The organism is Peribacillus sp. CSMR9 (genome assembly GCF_033141925.1).
Taxonomy (GTDB): domain Bacteria; phylum Bacillota; class Bacilli; order Bacillales; family DSM-1321; genus Peribacillus; species Peribacillus simplex_A.
This window is the reverse complement of record NZ_JAOPHO010000006.1, coordinates 1-18,431: the sequence shown is the minus strand read 5'-3', so window position 1 is coordinate 18,431 and position 18,431 is coordinate 1. Positions and strand designations below refer to the sequence as shown.

Genomic DNA, 18,431 nt, shown 5'->3' with positions numbered 1-18,431 from the left:
TTTTGTGACCAACACAAAAAATGTGCGCCCGACGGCACACATTTTTTTCTTCATCCGGTCTGATTTCCCTTTAATGAACTGCGATAGAGTTCGTAATAAGGACCCCTTTGCCGCAGTAATTCATCATGTGATCCCTTTTCAGTGATCCTTCCTTCATCAAGCACCAGGATTTGATCACTTTGCTGAATCGTATTCAATCGATGGGCAATGACAAAACTTGTCCTTCCCTCCATCAAACGATGTAATGCTTCCTGGATTTTCAGCTCGGTAATCGTATCTATACTGCTTGTCGCCTCATCCAAAATCAATAGAACAGGATCGGCTAAAATAGCCCTGGCAATCGATAAAAGCTGGCGCTGTCCCTGACTGATTCCACTGCCATCCTGATTCAAGATGGTATCATATCGGTCTGGCAGCTTCATGATAAAGGAATGGGCATTGGCAAGCTTGGCTGCATCCACCACTTCTACATCGCCCGCCTCCAGCCGACCGTAGCGGATATTTTCACGAATCGTACCTTGAAACAGAAAGGAATCCTGTAATACAAAGCCCATATGCTCGCGGAGACTGGACCTCTTCACCTGCTGGATATTCTGTCCATCGATCAAGATCCGGCCGCTGTTCGGCTCGTAAAAACGCGCAAGAAGATTAATGATCGTAGTCTTACCGGCCCCAGTGGGTCCTACAAGCGCGATGGTCTCCCCTTTTTCTGCATGGAAACTGACATCATATATCGTTTGACCCTCATCATTGTACGAAAAGGAAACACCTTCAAAGTTCACCTCACCACATACATCCTGAAGTTCAGAGGCTTGTTTCTCATCTACTTCTTCTTCTTTTTCATCAAGTATAGCGAACACCCGCTCCGCACCGGCAACGGCCGATAGGAGTGTATTGAATTGATTAGCCAGGTCATTGAGCGGGCGGGTGAATTGCCTTGAATACTCGGTGAAAATGACAATGACCCCGATGGAAACTGTTCCTATGCCACTCAGCGCCAAAAAACCGCCGACAGCGGCTATTATAGTAAAACTTAAGTTGTTCAGTAAATTCATCAGTTTTGGAATCAGCCCAGAGTATGATTGTGATAGGAATCCGGCTTTCTTTAAGTTTTCACTCCGGGTGATAAAGTCACGGATCACTTTATCTTCCTGCGAAAAAGCCTTTACAATCCGTTGTCCCGATATCGTTTCTTCTATAAACCCATTCAATTCTCCAAGGTTCTTCTGCTGTTCCTTAAAAAGCTTGCCCGTCCTGTTCGTTATCCACCTCAGCCCAAAAAACATAAGAGGAACGATGAATAAGGTTAAAACAGTTAATAAAGGGCTTAAATACAGCATCACTCCGATCGTCCCGACCAGTGTCAGCACACTTGAGAAAATCTGGATGACGGAACTATTCAAAGTGGAACTGACATTTTCTATATCATTCGTGACCCTACTCATCAATTCCCCATGCTGACGCCGGTCAAAAAAGGTAATGGACAGCTGGTGAAGCTTTTTGAACAATTGATTGCGCATCTCATAAACCGTATCCTGCGCGATTCCGATCATCCAATAATTCTGAAGCCACATGGATAGTGAATAGAATATATAGACTCCGAGAAGCCCGATAAGAAGACTAATCAGCCCCCCGCTATCCTTTGTGACAATATAATCATCGATGGCCATCCCTACAAGAAATGGGCCAAGCAATCCCAAAACCGAGCTTATCAGTACCATGAAAAGGACACAAAATAGCAGGCTTTTATTCGTTGCTAAGTAGGGGATGATCCTTTTTATCGTATTCCATGAGTTGACTGGTTTTGCCTTTTTCTTATCGGGAGATATTCTTCGACTCAAGAGAAATCCCCTCCTCCCCAAACTGTGAGTGAACGATTTTTCGATAAAGATCACTTGTTTGAATCAAATCCTGATGTTTCCCCAGCGCAAGCACTTGGCCATTTTCCAGCAACAAGATCTTGTCCGCCTCAATGGCTGTACTGATTTTTTGTGTAATGATGAGTGTTGTACATGTATAGGTCTTTAAAGCGGCGAGCAATTTACTTTCCGTTTTTAAATCCAGCGCACTCGTACTGTCATCCAGAAGGAGAATCTTCGGTCTGCGCACTAATGCCCTCGCAATCGATAACCGTTGTTTTTGCCCTCCGGACAGATTCACCCCTTTTTGCCCTAACTGAGTCTCATATTGTTTTGGGAGTTTCATTACGGTCTCATGAACCTGAGCATCCATGGCAGCTGCCATGATTTCCCCCATCGAGGCCCCTTCTTTTCCCCAAGCAACATTATTTTTTATGGTTCCTGAAAAAAGCAAGGCTTCTTGCGGTACATAGCCGATCCTTTTCCGCAGCGAATTCAAGGGAATATCTTTCACATTCTGGTCATCAATTCGAATGGAGCCGCTTTCAACTTCGTATAATCTCGGAATCAGCTGAAACAGTAATGTTTTCCCTGATCCTGTCGCTCCTATGATGGCAAGCGATTCTCCCGGATCGATGGAGAAGCTCAAGTTTTTCAATACAGGTGCATCTGTTCCAGGATAGCGGAAAGATACATCTAGAAACTTGATGCCTCCCCCTTTGACGGTATCACTCTTGCTTTCAATTTTGCCTTCATCAATATCTATCGGGGTTTCAAATATTTCCGTCACACGTTCCGCTGAAGCCTTTGCACGGGAAATGACCGTGATCAGCCATGAAAAAACGGAAAGTGATGCCGCAATCCTTGTGGCATAGTTGACAATCGCCACAACTTCCCCTTCCTGTATATCTCCCGTTGTAATAAATTCGCTTCCAAGCCAAAGAATGATCAGAATCGCCACATTCATGACCAGCATCAGAACAGGCATGGTCGTTTCAATTAAACGAAGGGAAGTCACAGTCTTTCTTTTCAACTCGTCATTCGCATCGTCAAACCGTCCGATTTCATGCTCCTTACGAAGAAAGGCCTTGATCAAGCGCATGCCTGTCAGGTTTTCCCTCATGACCCCATTGACATTATCGAGCTTTTTCTGTACGAGCTTAAACAGCTTAGCCGCTCGTTTCATAACCCATCCCAGGAAGAAAACAAGAACCGGAATCGAAATGACCAAAACAAGGGAGAGTTTCAAATCGACCGCAATCGCCATTATCGCCCCCCCGATTACTATCAAAGGCGCCCTTGCCATGATACGAAGGCCCATGAAAACCGTATTTTGAAGCTGGGTCACATCATTCGTCATCCTTGTAATCAACGATGAAGTCGGGATATTATTCAAATTCGCAAAAGAAAACGCCTGTATCTTACCAAAAAGGTTTTTTCTTACATCATGTCCAAAGCTCTGACTTACATGTGATGCTGTAAAGGAATTAACGATCCCGCCAAGAAATGAAAAAATGGAAAGTCCAACCATGACACTTCCCCATTTAATCACTACCGATAAATTTTTCTGTAAAATGCCATCATCAATTATTTTAGCAATAAATAGAGGTTGTAACAGTTCTACACCGAGCTCGACAATCATCAAGAATAAAGCAAGAATGATCAAGAGCCAGTATGGCTTAAGAAATGAGGCCAGTTTTTTCATCTATGACACCCTTCGATTCTTCATATGTAGATAGCATCTTTTCATCTCTCATTATACATTTTTATACAGATTATTTAAAAGATTTTAACTGATTTAAAGGATTGGTAAATAACTTGATTTTTTTTAATAAATACCCTTGACAAATAACAGGAAATAGGTGAAAATTCTAATTGATAATGATTTTCAATTTCATTATATATCTCTGAAATTTGATAAACAATTACGATAATCTCATATCGTACCTTTTTGATATTGTACATAGATACAATGTCGCCCCGGCTTCTCTGTGCCTAGTAAAAATTATATGCTCATTAGCGAATGCAGTTCACTGGAATATTGCCCCCTCTTTATTCAAGTATTCATTCACGTTGGAAGCATATTAGGCAGCCGGGGATTATTTTTTTAAAAAACTAACAAACTTACTTATATAAAGGAGCAGGATGATCATGAAACTTGAAGATATCATTAAAGAACGGCGCAGCATTAAACGATTTAAGGACATTCCTGTTCCTATTGATACCATCCGATCACTATTGGAAACTTCGACATGGGCACCGAACCATAAACTTACCCAACCATGGCGCTTTGTCGTGGTGCATGGTGATAGCCGATTAAAACTCGCAGAAGCAACCCGTGCTTTCATGGCAGGCAAAGAGAAGGACCCGGAAAAGAAAGAAGCAGCCGGACAGCGAGGATATAATAAGCTTATAGGTGTACCGATGTTTGTCGCGGTGATCATGGAAGAGAATCCGAATCCTATGACACGTGAAGAAGATTATGCGGCTACAAGTGCCTTGATCCAGAATTTCAGCCTGCTTGCCTGGGAACAAGGAATCGGGTTGATATGGGAAACATACGGCATGATACACAGCATCGAGTTTCGTGAAGCTTTAGACGTGAAACCCGGAGAGAAGATCGTCGGCAGCCTTCACGTCGGCTATCCCGATATGATCCCTGCCCCACGTCCAAGGAACGCGATCGATCAACTCCTGTTAATTATGGACTAACATAAAAGGAAAGCCTCCAATCTTCTATTTGGAGGCTTTCCTTTTATATTTAAGAGCAAAACAATAATCACGGGGGCAAATGTTCAATACCACTTATCATAATCATTTAAAGATGATTATTTAATAGCCGGCACCTTAATTTTCAAGTTGAATTCTTCACTTTTATAGGTGAAATCCAAATACCCTTGATGTTTTTTCACGATATCAGCGATGATTTTCGTACCCATCCCTTCATGCTGCCCCAATTTCGTGGTTTGACCGTATTTTTCAAACAGTCCGTCCAGAATGGGATTAGGTACTGGCAGACAACTGTTACTGCATGATAATAGGTACATACCGCTCCGTTTATAAAAATGGAGCGTGATTTGGGCTATCTCCCCTTTTTCCTCCTGCCATGTTGCAGCTGCTTCTATCGCATTTGCGAGGACATTCCCTATCAATGCCACAACGTCATGATCCTTTAAAGGTAAAGATGAGAGGGGAACGTCTAGTTGAAATACAATTTGGGCTTGAGTTTCCTTTGCCCTCCTGTACATTTTATGAAGTATCCCGGCAACTACCCCTTTTTCACCTTTAATCGATAGATTCGTTTCTTCAAACTCAGCTATCAATCCATTCATATATTCCTTCGCTGCTGCCCCCTCATCCTGTTCGATCATAAATTGGAGCGCTGATACGTGCTTGAGGAAATCATGGCGCTGACTGCGGACCACCCTGAAGGTTTCATTAATCTGCATCCGTTCTTCTTCCATTCGCTTCTGCTGATTTTTCAACCGGAGGAAACTTCTCCCCATATTGACCCTAACCATTTCTATCCCTATGAACATAAGGAATAGACCCAGATACGCAATTGAAGGTTCTATCAATGCATAAAGTATCGCAACAATCAGCTGGATGCCTGATAGAATAGCAGTCACATAGTTTCCCAATGAAATTTGCTTATAGAGGCGAGAATACTTTCGATAAAGGAAAAAAGCAAGAAAGCAGATGAATATCGCTGATATGTATATCGGGAAAGGCAAAGAAATTAATTTTGTTAATCCATAAACATTCCATGTCCCTAATAGGGCTGTAATGATCGGTAATGCATTCACGGTCTTCACACCTTAAAAGTATTGGGCTTGAAGGAAACCCACTCTTTCCTTCGTAATCATAGCCTGCTCCTCGATGCCCTCAAATCTCACGAGGTAAGAATTTTTTGCGTATAAAGAAAAGTTTTTGACAAAATGTATGTTGATGATGAATGATCGGTGAGAACGGATGAAGTCTCTTTCCCGCAACTCGCCTTCCAATTCATTCAATGTTTGATAGGTTTTAATCGGACCGCTTTTCGTATGTATTGTAGTGGAACGGCCAGAACGTTCGATGAAGATAATATCCTTTTTTTGCAGAATATGAATATCATTTTTTTGCTTTAAAAACAATCTTCCCGCCACTTCCGCAGTTTTTAATTTTTCCAGAAAACGATCGACGGATTTGACAAGTCTATCCTTCGAGTAAGGCTTCATGATATAGTCATGCACATTCAGCTCGAACGCATGCACCGCATAACCGCTGGTACCGGTCACGAAAATGACGGCAATGTTCAGTGCATGGGAATGTATGATGTCTGCCAATTCATAACCAGACAAATCGGGCATTTCAATATCCGCAATAAGTAAGTCGATCGTTTCCTGTTTAATCTGCTCATAAGCATATTCAGCGGAATCCGTAGAAAAGACAAGCTCGATACCTGGTATTTGACTCACAATCCCATTCAGCTTGTCTAAATCGATCCTCCTATCATCCACAAGTCCTACCTTCATTTTCAACTCTCCTCATTTGAAATTATCTTTATTTTACCATTCCAGTATGGAAAAATGACCTTTTCGCGACAATAAATGGCATTTTTACGACAAAACTGCAGATTCCCATCTTGTTTGTTTGTATGATTAAAACAACCAAAAGAGATTACAGGAGGTTACGAAATGATTGAGATTCATGAAATCACTAAAACATTCCAAGATAAAAAAATATTCATAACTGCACTTAAACATGTTTCCCTTGATGTGAGGAAGGGCCAAATCGTAGGATTGCTTGGAGAAAACGGGGCTGGAAAAACAACCTTGCTGCGATCCATTGCTACGCTCTTGACTCCAACTGATGGATATATCAAAGTTGCCGGATTCGATACAATCGATAATCCGAATGAAATCAAGAAAAGGATCGGTGTCTTGTTCGGTGGAGAAACCGGTCTATATGATCGCTTGACCACACGTGAAAACCTTGCATACTTCTCTACCCTTTACGGGCTGAGCAAGCACGAAACGAAAGTCAGGATAGAAGAACTTGCCGTCATGTTCGGGATGAAAGATTATCTTGACCGGAAAGTTGGAGGATTCTCTAAAGGCATGAGGCAAAAAGTCGCCATTTCACGAACATTGATTCATGATCCTGATATCATACTTTTCGACGAGCCGACGACTGGGCTCGATATCACATCATCCAATGTTTTCCGACAACTTGTCCTGGAACTGAAGCAACAGGGAAAAACGATCATTTTTTCAAGCCATATCATGGAGGAAGTAACATTGCTCTGTGACTCTGTAGCAATGATGCATAAAGGGGAACTGATTTATAAAGGGAAGCTGGAATCGCTTTATATAGAAGAGAACAGCCGTGATCTAAATTATATTTTCATGTCCAAACTTGTAAGGGGGAATCAATCGTATGTTTCTTGATATGTATCTAAAAGAAATGAAGGAAGCTCTGAGAGATCGGCGTACATTGATTTTGAGCGTCTTCCTTCCTATTCTATTATTGACAGGACTAACTCTATTTTACGAGAGCACGATAACGACGAATGAAAATGAAACATATACACTTGCAGTCGATCCATCATTCAGAAAAGATGCTAAAGGCTTACTTGGAGGCTTCAACCAAATTGAAGTCAACTCGTTTAACGATCCGATAAAAGCCGTTCAAGAAGGTGAAGCCGCCGCTGCGCTTCAAGTAAGCGAAGGGTTTATGGAAAAGATAGAAAAGGGAGAACAAGTCACTTTCAATCTCCTAGGTGACACATATAGCCAAGATAGCTCTTTCACCATTTCTCAGATTGAATCTGCTTTAACACTTTTTGAAAAGCAAGTAATCCAAGAACGACTGCAGAATATAAAGGCCGACTCCAAGCTGACCAGTCCGCTGCAAGTCAACATCAAGGAAATTGGTCTCGACACCGATAATGGCGCCTCACTCAGCATTCTATCCCTCTTTTTGCCGATGATCATCACGATGGCAATCAGCACCGGGGCCTATCCGCTAGCTTCTGACTTATTTGCGGGAGAAAAAGATCGTAAAACGATGGAAGCCCTTCTTATGACTCCGGTCAGCCGCGGGAAAATCCTTGTCGCAAAGTGGCTCACGATTTCATCAATCGGGGCGCTTGCCGGTATCATCTCCATCCTTGTGGTCACCTTGGAACTCATCTTTTTCACGGAAGAGCTAAGAAAAGGATTTAATTTCGGTAACGATCTATTGCTGATCCTGCCAATCGCTTTATCGATCACTGTGTTATTTTCGATGTTCTTGGGTGCATTGCAAATGTCCGCCAGTATCATTTCAAAAACTGTAAAGGAATCACAAAACTATTTATCACCCATAACAATGCTCGTCATTTTGCCGACATTATTCTTAGGAGGCACAGGTTTACATGAGTTAACAAACAAGCACTTCCTGCTGCCGATTTTAAACATCTTCGCACTCTTTAAAGAATTGATATATGGTGTGATCGATATTCAGAATATCTTCCTTACAGCCAGCTCCCTCATCATCTCGATCATCCTCCTCTTTGTTGTCTCAAGAATATTATTCTTAAAGGACAAATGGGTACTGAACTAAACATGACGCGCTGAACCCTCAGCGCGTCTTTTATTCACTCGAATTTAATTCCCTGAAAATCACTCGTTTCCCACAATCACTGAAAACACATTTTACCAGCTTGGAACATTCATAAAAAAACCTCCCTTTTCAAGGAGGTCCCTAAACGCTCTTACTCAAAAAAACTCGTGATATAAGGCCTGAATGGCCGTCTCTTCACTGTTCCCTTTCACACCGAACATCATGCTTACTTCCGAAGAGCCTTGGTTGATCATTTCAATGTTCACCTTTGCTTCGGCCAGCGCTTTTGACGCCCTTGCCGTTGTACCGACATTATGACGCATTCCTTCACCTACAATCATGATCAAAGCAAGATCATGCTCCACATTCACCTCATCGGCATGTAGCTCTTTCTTGATTCGTGAAATGATTTTCTTCTCGGTTTCACCCTCCATCTGGTCCTGCCTTAGAATAAGTGTCACATCATCGATGCCTGATGGAATATGCTCATACGAAACTCCGTAATCTTCAAGGATATGCAGCAGTTTCCGGCCAAAACCAACTTCCCGGTTCATCAAATATTTGCTAATGTAAATACTGCAAAATCCTTTATCACTTGCAATCCCAATAACCGGCCCATTCGTATTATCCCGTGAACTTACAATGCGGGTCCCTTGTGCAGCCGGATTGTTTGTATTTTGTATATGGACTGGTATTCCCGCACGGAATGCAGGAATCAGCGCCTCATCATGAAATACCGAGAAACCGGCATAAGAAAGCTCCCGCATTTCACGATAGGTCAATTCCCTGATTCCCTTCGGATTGGAAACCACATTTGGATTCACCGCATAAACGGCATCCACGTCCGTAAAGTTCTCATACAAATCGGCTTTGACCCCATTCGCAAGAATCGAACCCGTAATATCGGAACCGCTTCTTGAGAATGTTAAAACCTCACCATCTAACGTGTATCCGAAGAACCCTGGGAATACTACGATTCCTGGCTCATCACGTAGAGCATATAACCGATCATACGATTCTGGCATCACCTGGGTAAATCCATCTTCATCCGTTACGATCAAGCCAGCCTTCTTTGGATTTATATACTGAGCCTCTACACCACGGCTTTGAAAATAACCTGCAACCAGCTTAGCATTATTATCCTCGCCACTGGCCATTAAAGCATCCAAATAGCGCTTCGGGTTAGATTGGTCTCCATGCAACAGTGCTTTTAGATTTCCATGAATCCCAGTGATGACCTCCTCGGATATATCCAGCTCTTCAGCAATGCTCGCATAGCGGGATACCACATCTTCTATCAAATGCTCTCCGTTATCCCCGCGCAGCTGCTGTTCCGCAGCCTCAATCAATAGATCCGTCACCTTTATATCATTTGAATTGCGTTTCCCTGGAGCCGAAACGACTACAATCTTCCTCTCTGGATCAGCAACTACAATTTCGAATACCTTTTTCACCTGTTCACCTGACGCAAGTGAACTTCCGCCAAACTTTGCAACTTTCATCACGACATCCCCTATTTTTGAAAATATTCTGTCAAAATTAACTCTTCCTATTATTACGTTTTTTCACGAAACAATCAAGTGTTAATTCCGTTTCAGGAGGACATTTGTGTTTTTAAAGAATACAAAATAGTGAGTTTACTGAATGAGAATAGCAAAAAACCAAAAAAAGACAACGGCATAAGCCAGTTGTCTTTTTCTAATCTTTAGCGATTATCCACCGTTTCCGGGTATAAGTCATGATTCATCAAGCGGTAATCCGCCATTTCCTCATACTTCGTACCTGGTTTACCATAATTTGTGTAAGGATCGATAGAGATTCCGCCCCTAGGTGTAAACTTGCCCCAGACTTCAATATATTTGGGATCCATCAACTCGATTAAATCATTCATGATGATGTTCATGCAGTCTTCATGGAAATCACCATGATTACGGAAGCTGAATAAATAAAGTTTCAATGACTTGCTTTCCACCATCTTCACACTTGGAATATAGCTGATGTAAATGGTTGCAAAGTCCGGCTGGCCCGTTATTGGACATAAGCTAGTGAATTCCGGGCAATTGAATTTGACGAAATAATCCCGGTTCGGATGCTTGTTATCGAATGATTCCAGAATTTCAGGCGCATAGTCAAATGTATATTTTGTCCCTTGATTCCCAAGCAGTGTGATATCTTTTTTTAATTCTTCTTCTTTTCTTCCAGACATATAAAGTCCTCCTCATCCACGTTTGTCAGGGGAGATTCATAAAATGGGCCTCTATATAACAAAAACCATATCTCCTCAAAGATATGGTTGATTCGCAAAAAAAATCAAAGCCATAGTTTTTTTAAGAGGGTGAAGCTATGAACCTCTCCCGTTTATCGGGAAATATTTTAAAATTGTCATAGTAAATATAGAAAAAAATATCTAATCTGTCAATCTACTTTTTATTTTAGTTTGATTCCTACACGTATTCGGCTTAAAATGTAGAAGAAGTTTATCCTACATGAAGGAAGAGATTAAAGCAATGTGGATTTTTGCGGCTCTTATCACCAGTTTATGTTTCGGAATCAATAACAGCATTTTTAAATGGAGTAACGGAAAGGGTTACTCAAAGGTACATATCCAATTTTTCTTTTATTTTACCGCCTTCATCATGGCACTTTTATATAGCGGATTTGTAGATGGCTTGACTACTAACTGGCCATCCATCTTGCTTGGTGGAGCCATTGGTGTACTGAACGCTAACGGTAATATCCAGATGGCAAGTGCCTTTGAAAAAGGACCGGCAAGTTTGACATCACCACTGATCGCGGCAAATGCAATATTTCCCATCCTCTGTGCTGCATTAATTTTTCATGAGCATATTTCTTCACTGCAGTGGAGCGGAATTGTCTGCATGCTGCTCGCTACCCTTGTCATTCAGTATACACCTAATGCTAAGGGCAATCATCAATATTTACCTTGGATGATGCACACATTATTCGCGATTTTCTCATTTGGTGTGCTAGGTATCTTAATGACGACATCAACCCGTCTTCATTTAAACTCCCTTGATATCCTAGTATCAATGTATGGTGGCGGAACACTTTATCTCATTTCGGCATTAGCCATCAAGAATGAGAAGATTAAGTTAATGGAAGTGAAAATTGGATCACTCGTAGGATTATTAAGCATCATAGCCTATGGATGTTATTTCTTTGCATTAAATAGTGGAATCGCCAGCATCATCTTCCCTGTCGTCAGCCTGAACTGTCTAGTTGTCGTATTCGCTGGTTGTTATTTATTCAAAGAAAAACTTAAATCCTATCAAATTGCCGGCGTACTTGCAGCATTAATCGGAATTATCTTAACTAAAATATGAATAGTTAATTTTACAAAAACAACCTGGCTGTTATGCGCCCAAAAGCCAGGTCGTCTTTATATAGCCGCAAAAAAGGGTATGGTCTAACCCCAATACACAAGCCTTGTACACATAAAAATAGGCTCTTTTCGTAAAGATTGTTGTTTTTAAAACGAAACTATTTAAGGTTGATTGGAGCGGAAGTGCGAGACTCCTGCGGGAGCAGCGGGACAGGTGAGACCCCACAGGCGTTTACGCCGAGGAGGCTCACCGCCCGCCCCGCGGAAAGCGAGCATCTGGAGGGGAAATCAACCACAACTCACTACCTGGTAAATAGCAACAAAGTATGTGAAAACAGCCTAAAAATAAATAAGGAAATGGAGTCTGTCAAAAAAAAGTGTTGACATCCCCTTCAAAATATCAGATAATTTTGAATATTAAATCCCCACACTTGCTACTTCGCAATGTTTGAAAAGTCTTCCCCCACGGGTATAAAAGAAGTAGGTACAACCACCTCATTACTGAACCAAGAAAGGAAAGATGCATAATGGTAAAAGTTACAGTAACAGTTGATTTCCAAGGAAAATCTTATCAAACTAACGTCCTTACTAAACCAGGTACTAATCAAGAAGAAATTTTACAACAAGCCCTTAATCAAGTGGAAAAACAATGGAAAGCTTAAAAAAGCAGGCATCGCTTTAGATACCTGCTTTTTTTATTACCCTTTTAGACATAATCATCAAAATTACTTTTCGCATTTCAATCCAGATTTATTGTATTTCATTTATAGTATTCTAATGAATTTTTTCTATTCAAAGAACTCCTCGATAACGATTTTCCCCTAAATCCACTTTTAATAGCTTTCCCCACATAATACCAATTCGAATGCGTGTGAACATTCAACTCTCAATCTGAATCAGAAAAAAAGAGCGACTTTGTTTATGTTCCTTTTAAACTACATCCCTTATTAATGGCATTGAACGTTCTTGAAGGCTATTGGAGAGCAGACTATACGCAACTACTTTCTTCTTGTACTGTTTAACTACATCCACGTGGTCGTTGTAAATGTACAAAAATAACCTAACATCCTTCTTGCCTTTTTTAGTATCAATGACTAATGGAGCCCCACTGTTCTCTGGATGTAAAAATAATTGTTCGTTACCCGGAAATATATGATTCTTTTTCAAAAATTTAGCTTTGTTGAAATAATTAATAACTTGAATTTTTTCTTCACCTTCCAACCGTTTTCCGTCAAAGGTTACGATGGCATTCGCGTCACTAAGTTCTGAATGCATTTCAAATTTGCTGAGAATCCAATTCACTGCATCTGTTGGAAGACAGGTAACTAATAATTTAATCAAACTTATGAGAATTGTCAAAATCAAAACCGGCAATGTCATATTCATCATCTCCGCTAAGGCATAGTTAACTACGATATCACTTATTATATCAAAAGAGCGGAGAGCTTTTCTTAGGAAATGTGTCCGTTCTATTAACGTTTAACTATTGGTGAATATAAAAACTTTATACTAACTTAATCATCTTGATCATCTAATTTCAAAAATGGATTCTTTTTGTTTACGCTAAAATTTATTTTTTAAAGATATATCCAATATCACGTTTGAATTTGAGTCTCATCAATATATCTAAATGCAAAAAGCCCACCGTACCCATTATAATGCAGGATACACAATAAATTAAGGAGATACTAAATTATTTTCCATCACAGTATTTGCCTCTCCTACCCCCTCTTCTTTCTTAACAATACAAATTTCTATGATGCAGAGAATTGAATGTATGTAATTTTACGCTCACCATAATTTGAATACAAAAAAAACTGGGCGTCATCAAGACGCCCAGTTTTGCAGGAATGGATTATTGATATCCCCAAATCATTGTTAGCATTGTACCGAAAATTGTAACCAATGCAACAAACAATCCGTAGTAAACGTTTGTGTAAATCGATGCTTTATCTTCAGACTCTCCTGCATGCATGAACATAACAAATTGAAGTGCAGCTTGCATGAAGGCTGTAACAAGTAGGATGATTAAAGCCATTTTAAGTGAGAGATCATACACTATAACTGATAGTGCAACCAAAGTCAGGACTAGTGAAAAAGCAAATCCCATAACTTGGCCCCGTGGGAATAATTCTTTCATATTACATCATTCCTTTCAGGTAGACGAAACTGAAGATGAAAATCCAGACAACGTCTAAGAAATGCCAGTAAAGAGAAAAGATGAAAGCTTTGTTTGTAGTTTCTGGAGTCATACCGCGTTTTTTAATCTGCAGAATGATGAAGGTTCCCCAGAATAAACCAAGTGTAACGTGAGCTCCATGCGTACCTAGTAACGCAAACAAACTAGATAAGAAACCACTTGTTTGAATGGTTGCTCCTTCATGTACATACTCCACGAATTCATAGATTTCGACTCCCAAAAAGCCTAAACCAAGAATAAGGGTGATAATGAAGAAACCAAGCATCGCTTTCTGTCTACCAAGTCTCATTGCATTGATTCCAAGACCAATGGTAAAACTACTGGTTAAAAGAAAAATTGTTTGAAGCATTAGGGTTGGTACTTTAAAGAGTTCGTCCCCTGTAGGACCATTTCCAGTACCATGAACTAATACAAAATAAGTGGCGAACAGTGTAGCGAAAAGAGCTATTTCTGCCCCCAGGAAAATCCAAAATCCAAAAATCTTTAAGCGATTTTCTTCCGTGCTATATTCTAGTGGCAGCGAGTTATCTATTTTCATTACTTAGCACCTCGCAATTTATTTTCAGTTTCTTCAATCTCTTCAACGGAGATATAACGTCCGTGGTCTTTTTCGAATGAACGGTGAGCCATACAAGCAAAGATACCAAGTGTGGCAATGATTGCAATGATCCACATGCTGAATACCATTGCAAAGCCCCAAACGAAGAAGATACAGCTCAAGATAAACGGCACGCCACTGTTATTTGGCATATGAATCTTTTCTACTTTACCACCAAATAATTTAAAGCCCTTTTTCTTAGAATCCCAGAATGCTTCTGTAGAATCAACTGTAGGTACAATTGCAAAATTGTATTCAGGAATTGGTGTATGTGTAGCCCACTCTAGAGAACGTGCATCCCATGGATCTTTTGAAATATTTCTTGATGCATAACGAGTACTCCAATAGATATTGTACACAATAAGCGCAAAACCTATTGCCATGCCAATTGCTCCAACGAAAGAAAGCAAATTCAATGGACCATAGCCCGTTGATTCAGAGTACGTATACATACGACGTGCTTGCCCATCTAAACCAGTGATGAACATCGGGAAGAATGTTACATTAAAGCTGATTGTAATGAACCAGAACGACCATTTCCCTATCTTTTCGCTCAACATGAAACCAAACATTTTTGGCCACCAGTACGTAAAACCAGCAAGTACGGCAAATACAGTACCAGGGATCAAAACGTAGTGGAAGTGAGCTACTAAGAACATTGTATTATGGTATTGGTAGTCAGCACTTGCCATGGCAAGCATAACCCCAGTTACCCCACCGAGAGTGAAAATCGGAATGAAAGCTAAAGAGTATAACATTGGGACGGTAAAAACGATTTTACCTTTCCAAAGTGTGAACAACCAGTTGAAAATCTTAACACCGGTCGGAACAGCAATTGCCATTGTGGTAACCGAGAAGATACCGTTAACCATTGCACCGTGACCCATTGTATAAAAATGGTGAGCCCATACAACGAAAGATAGTGTAGAAATAGCTACCATAGAGATAACCATCGAATTATACCCGTACAGGTTACGACGTGCAAAAGTCGAAATGATTTCACTGTAAATACCGAAAGCTGGAAGAATAACTATATAAACTTCAGGATGTCCCCAAACCCAGAACAAGTTTGCCCAAAGCATATCGCTACCGCCATTAGCCATCGTAAAGAACTGAGTTCCGAATAGTCGATCCATTGTCATTAACGCAAGTGCCACTGTCAATACAGGGAAAGCGAAAACGATAATAAAGTTTGTGATCAAGATAGACCATGTGAACATTGGCATTTTCATTAAATTCATGCCAGGTGCTCTCATTTTCAAGATGGTTACGATAAAGTTGATACCAGTCAGTAATGTCCCGATACCAGCTATTTGAATTGCAATCGCGTAATAGTTCGAACCTACTGATTCACTGAAATCGTTACTTGCCAGCGGGAAGTAAGATGTCCAGCCTGCATCAGGAGAACCACCGACTACGAAAGAGATGTTAAATAGCATTGCCCCCATAAAGAATAACCAGAAGCTTACTGCGTTTAGACGCGGGAATGCTACGTCACGTGCCCCTATTTGTAATGGTGTAACAATGTTCATTAACCCAATGATAAAAGGCATCGCCATAAACAGGATCATGACAACCCCGTGTGTTGTAAAAATTTCATTATAATGCTGTCCATCCAACAAGCCGTTATTTGGAATAGCCGTTTGGGCACGCATCAAGAGAGCATCTGCGCCACCACGGAAGAGCATAAGTAGTGCTGACAAGATGTACATGATACCAATACGTTTATGGTCAACCGTTGTTAACCACTCACGCCATAAGTAACCCCATTTTTTAAAATAGGTAATTCCGGCAACAAGCGCAATCATAGTTAGGCCAATGGCAACCATGGATGCATAAATTGCAGGACTTGGATGAGGTACGGCAAATCGATCAAAGTAATCCATACTTTTGTGACTCCTTTCAGGAAAATATTCCTTATCGTAAAACTAATTGTTTAGTAGAATGTGAGTTAAACCCTTAATGATTCATGTTCATGTTCATGTTGTTGTGTTCTGAATGTTCCTCGTGTGAACCTTTGGTAGATTCATCTGATTTTTTTTCAGTATCAGATGATCCGTGGTGATGACCTGAATTTTCACCTTCTGGAGCTGGAGAAAACTTTAAGTGAGTTCCAGTAAACGTGGATTGTCCCACATGACCAGGTTCTAGTAATTTATTGAATTTATCCTCAGTAATCGGTTTAGCAGTTGCTTTAATTTCTTTTACCCATTTATCATATTCTTTTTTAGGCAATACATTTACGTTGAACGTTTGCTGAGCAAAACCTGAACCACTGAAGTTTGAATTTCGACCCATATACTCACCTGGTACTTCAGCTGCTAAGTGCAACGTGGTAACCATATCAGACATCGCATATTTTTGTCCTCCAAGTTGCGGAATCCAGAAACTAGCAATTGGTCCGTATGAATAAAGTTTAAATTCAATTGGTCGGTTAGTCGGTAAAAACAGATAGTTAACTGTTTCAATATTTTCTTCCGGATAACTAAAGTGCCACTTCCAGTTAGAAGATGCAGCGTAGATAACTAATGGTTTCTGCTTTTCGTATCCTTTAGGTGTTGCCTCGACTTCATTTGTTGTTTTAACAGTAACAACGGCAAGGAAAGCGACGATTATGATTGGGATTGCAACCCAAATTATTTCTAGAACCTTACTTCCTTCAATATGAGGTGGTTCATAATCATCACGCTGTTTGGAAGCACGATATTTCATTATCATGAAGACATACAGTACGATTACGACAAGAACGACAAAGGCCATTGTCCATATCGATATCATAATGACATCTGCTTGTGTTGCAGCTACTGGCCCTTTAGGGTCCAAGACCATTAATGGGTTATCGCAACCCGTAAGCACAGTGGCGATGGTAAAAAGTATAGTTAATAAAGCCCATTTTATTTTCATAGTACTACCCCTTTCTTACATAATAAAATTCCTATTGGTAATTATTCGGACAAAGTGTTACCATGTTCACAAACCCCGACATAACAATATTAATCCCAAGTTAAAAAAAAGACAATACAAAGTGACATCTGTCACATAAAGTTCATTAAAATACAGTAAGAAGTTGGTAACTGAACTGAAATGTTCGAAAATCTTAAGAAAATGAAATATAATAAGTGTTTAATTCCTTACATATGGAGTCTAGGATTAAAAAGTAACTCCACTCCATTTTCCATTTAATGTTACTTTAATATAATGAAATATAATTTTTACAATATTTTCGCCGCATACATAACCTCAAGAAAAAATCTGAATTTTCTTAACACTACGAATTCCATTACCTATCATGTTAATTAGGTAACTATCGATGGGATCGTAAATGATGACGATGTTAGCCCGGATTTAAAAACGAATTTTTCTAACTCGACCACAGACGTGGGTAACGGCATTGTGCACACCATGTCGTTTTTTCTGCTTCAATACTCTTACGGTCCAACACTGGTCACTATATATATGGAAGCAAAGAGTCTGAAATGAACATTCCGATCCTTATAAAAATTACTTGATTGCCTTCCCACTTTGATTGCTAATTGGATTACTTCCCCAATAAATACTTACTGCCCTGTCAGTATTCCCCAACAGCAGTTTAGGACATTAATCCAATTATTATCCCAATATGCTATTGCAAAAACCACTTCACCTCAGTTGTCCTTTTTAGTAAAACTGCATTTTGGTGCCTAGCATAAAAGAAACTCACTAGATAACTGCATTTCTTTTAGTAAACGCACATAAAAAAACGAAAAAAAATGGACATTTTAAGGGGGGCTGCTGAAAAACTCACGTTTTTCTAACTAGTACGGTAAATCAAACTAAAAAAAGACAATTCTCATTCGATACTTG

16 protein-coding genes and 1 riboswitch are annotated in these 18,431 nt (G+C 40.2%); of the genes, 5 read left to right on the top strand and 11 right to left on the bottom strand.

What is annotated here, in order from left to right; all coding sequences use genetic code 11:
- Positions 1-50: 50 nt before the first annotated feature.
- Positions 51-1,841, bottom strand: coding sequence for an ABC transporter ATP-binding protein (locus tag N9I19_RS05865; RefSeq protein WP_317777238.1), 1,791 nt, complete (start codon positions 1,839-1,841; stop codon positions 51-53).
- Entirely contained in the window at positions 1,816-3,564 is a 1,749-nt protein-coding gene (locus N9I19_RS05860) for an ABC transporter ATP-binding protein (protein WP_317777237.1), read from the bottom strand. The genes N9I19_RS05865 and N9I19_RS05860 overlap by 26 nt, the downstream gene beginning before the upstream one ends.
- Before the next feature lie 440 nt (positions 3,565-4,004).
- Between N9I19_RS05860 and N9I19_RS05855 the strand changes: the two genes are divergently transcribed.
- Positions 4,005-4,571: a nitroreductase family protein gene (locus tag N9I19_RS05855; protein ID WP_317777236.1), complete on the top strand. Its 567-nt coding sequence runs from the start codon at positions 4,005-4,007 to the stop codon at positions 4,569-4,571.
- A gap of 116 nt (positions 4,572-4,687) precedes the next feature.
- Here N9I19_RS05855 and N9I19_RS05850 read toward each other — a convergent pair whose 3' ends face one another.
- Together N9I19_RS05850 and N9I19_RS05845 are read right to left on the bottom strand one after the other, a co-directional pair.
- A complete protein-coding gene (locus N9I19_RS05850; protein WP_317777235.1) occupies positions 4,688-5,665 on the bottom strand; it encodes a sensor histidine kinase in 978 nt (325 codons plus the stop codon).
- Between the two features lie 12 nt (positions 5,666-5,677).
- The gene (locus N9I19_RS05845) at positions 5,678-6,376 is read right to left on the bottom strand and encodes a LytR/AlgR family response regulator transcription factor (RefSeq protein WP_317777234.1); all 699 of its coding nucleotides are present in this window, start codon (positions 6,374-6,376) and stop codon (positions 5,678-5,680) included.
- Between the two features lie 162 nt (positions 6,377-6,538).
- Here N9I19_RS05845 and N9I19_RS05840 point away from each other — a divergent pair, with 162 nt between their 5' ends.
- A complete protein-coding gene (locus N9I19_RS05840) occupies positions 6,539-7,291 on the top strand; it encodes an ATP-binding cassette domain-containing protein (protein ID WP_317777233.1) in 753 nt (250 codons plus the stop codon).
- A complete protein-coding gene (locus N9I19_RS05835; RefSeq protein WP_317777232.1) occupies positions 7,281-8,447 on the top strand; it encodes an ABC transporter permease in 1,167 nt (388 codons plus the stop codon). Before N9I19_RS05840 ends, N9I19_RS05835 begins: the two co-directional genes overlap by 11 nt.
- 155 nt (positions 8,448-8,602) lie before the next feature.
- On the opposite strand, the gene N9I19_RS05830 is transcribed toward N9I19_RS05835, so the two are convergent.
- A complete protein-coding gene (locus N9I19_RS05830; protein ID WP_089362573.1) occupies positions 8,603-9,949 on the bottom strand; it encodes an aspartate kinase in 1,347 nt (448 codons plus the stop codon).
- Between the two features lie 203 nt (positions 9,950-10,152).
- Positions 10,153-10,653, bottom strand: a complete 501-nt coding sequence (queF, locus tag N9I19_RS05825) for a preQ(1) synthase (RefSeq protein WP_061461394.1) — start codon at positions 10,651-10,653, stop codon at positions 10,153-10,155.
- A 106-nt stretch (positions 10,654-10,759) separates the two neighbouring features.
- Positions 10,760-10,805: riboswitch (PreQ1 riboswitch) on the bottom strand.
- Positions 10,806-10,933: 128 nt separating this feature from the next.
- On the opposite strand from queF, the gene N9I19_RS05820 reads away from it, so the two are divergent.
- Complete coding sequence (locus tag N9I19_RS05820) at positions 10,934-11,791, top strand: DMT family transporter (RefSeq protein ID WP_317777231.1); 858 nt, start codon at positions 10,934-10,936, stop codon at positions 11,789-11,791.
- Positions 11,792-12,317: 526 nt separating this feature from the next.
- Positions 12,318-12,452: a BA3454 family stress response protein gene (locus N9I19_RS05815; protein ID WP_125163276.1), complete on the top strand. Its 135-nt coding sequence runs from the start codon at positions 12,318-12,320 to the stop codon at positions 12,450-12,452.
- A gap of 268 nt (positions 12,453-12,720) precedes the next feature.
- On the opposite strand, the gene N9I19_RS05810 is transcribed toward N9I19_RS05815, so the two are convergent.
- The 5 genes from N9I19_RS05810 to qoxA all read right to left on the bottom strand — a co-directional run bounded on the left by N9I19_RS05810 (position 12,721) and on the right by qoxA (position 17,492).
- Positions 12,721-13,170, bottom strand: a complete 450-nt coding sequence (locus tag N9I19_RS05810) for a YfmQ family protein (RefSeq protein WP_089362571.1) — start codon at positions 13,168-13,170, stop codon at positions 12,721-12,723.
- A 475-nt stretch (positions 13,171-13,645) separates the two neighbouring features.
- Positions 13,646-13,930, bottom strand: coding sequence for a cytochrome aa3 quinol oxidase subunit IV (qoxD, locus tag N9I19_RS05805; RefSeq protein ID WP_061461387.1), 285 nt, complete (start codon positions 13,928-13,930; stop codon positions 13,646-13,648).
- Between the two features lies 1 nt (position 13,931).
- A complete protein-coding gene (gene qoxC / locus N9I19_RS05800; RefSeq protein WP_061461385.1) occupies positions 13,932-14,528 on the bottom strand; it encodes a cytochrome aa3 quinol oxidase subunit III in 597 nt (198 codons plus the stop codon).
- Positions 14,528-16,474 (bottom strand): cytochrome aa3 quinol oxidase subunit I, encoded by a 1,947-nt coding sequence (qoxB, locus tag N9I19_RS05795; protein ID WP_061461383.1) that lies wholly within the window; start codon positions 16,472-16,474, stop codon positions 14,528-14,530. The genes qoxC and qoxB overlap by 1 nt, the downstream gene beginning before the upstream one ends.
- Positions 16,475-16,547: 73 nt before the next feature.
- Entirely contained in the window at positions 16,548-17,492 is a 945-nt protein-coding gene (gene qoxA / locus N9I19_RS05790) for a cytochrome aa3 quinol oxidase subunit II (RefSeq protein ID WP_317777230.1), read from the bottom strand.
- Between the last annotated feature and the right edge of the window lie 939 nt (positions 17,493-18,431).

Excerpts from the sequence above, each read along its gene's own strand:
- N9I19_RS05820 (WP_317777231.1), top strand. The coding sequence starts at position 10,934 with ATGAAGGAAGAGATTAAAGCAATGTGGATTTTTGCGGCTCTTATCACC.
- N9I19_RS05845 (WP_317777234.1), bottom strand. The coding sequence starts at position 6,376 with ATGAAGGTAGGACTTGTGGATGATAGGAGGATCGATTTAGACAAGCTG.
- N9I19_RS05810 (WP_089362571.1), bottom strand. The coding sequence starts at position 13,170 with ATGACATTGCCGGTTTTGATTTTGACAATTCTCATAAGTTTGATTAAA.
- N9I19_RS05855 (WP_317777236.1), top strand. The coding sequence starts at position 4,005 with ATGATCATGAAACTTGAAGATATCATTAAAGAACGGCGCAGCATTAAA.
- N9I19_RS05815 (WP_125163276.1), top strand. The coding sequence starts at position 12,318 with ATGGTAAAAGTTACAGTAACAGTTGATTTCCAAGGAAAATCTTATCAA.
- qoxD (WP_061461387.1), bottom strand. The coding sequence starts at position 13,930 with ATGAAAGAATTATTCCCACGGGGCCAAGTTATGGGATTTGCTTTTTCA.
- N9I19_RS05840 (WP_317777233.1), top strand. The coding sequence starts at position 6,539 with ATGATTGAGATTCATGAAATCACTAAAACATTCCAAGATAAAAAAATA.
- qoxB (WP_061461383.1), bottom strand. The coding sequence starts at position 16,474 with ATGGATTACTTTGATCGATTTGCCGTACCTCATCCAAGTCCTGCAATT.
- qoxA (WP_317777230.1), bottom strand. The coding sequence starts at position 17,492 with ATGAAAATAAAATGGGCTTTATTAACTATACTTTTTACCATCGCCACT.
- N9I19_RS05860 (WP_317777237.1), bottom strand. The coding sequence starts at position 3,564 with ATGAAAAAACTGGCCTCATTTCTTAAGCCATACTGGCTCTTGATCATT.
- N9I19_RS05830 (WP_089362573.1), bottom strand. The coding sequence starts at position 9,949 with ATGAAAGTTGCAAAGTTTGGCGGAAGTTCACTTGCGTCAGGTGAACAG.
- queF (WP_061461394.1), bottom strand. The coding sequence starts at position 10,653 with ATGTCTGGAAGAAAAGAAGAAGAATTAAAAAAAGATATCACACTGCTT.
- N9I19_RS05835 (WP_317777232.1), top strand. The coding sequence starts at position 7,281 with ATGTTTCTTGATATGTATCTAAAAGAAATGAAGGAAGCTCTGAGAGAT.
- qoxC (WP_061461385.1), bottom strand. The coding sequence starts at position 14,528 with ATGAAAATAGATAACTCGCTGCCACTAGAATATAGCACGGAAGAAAAT.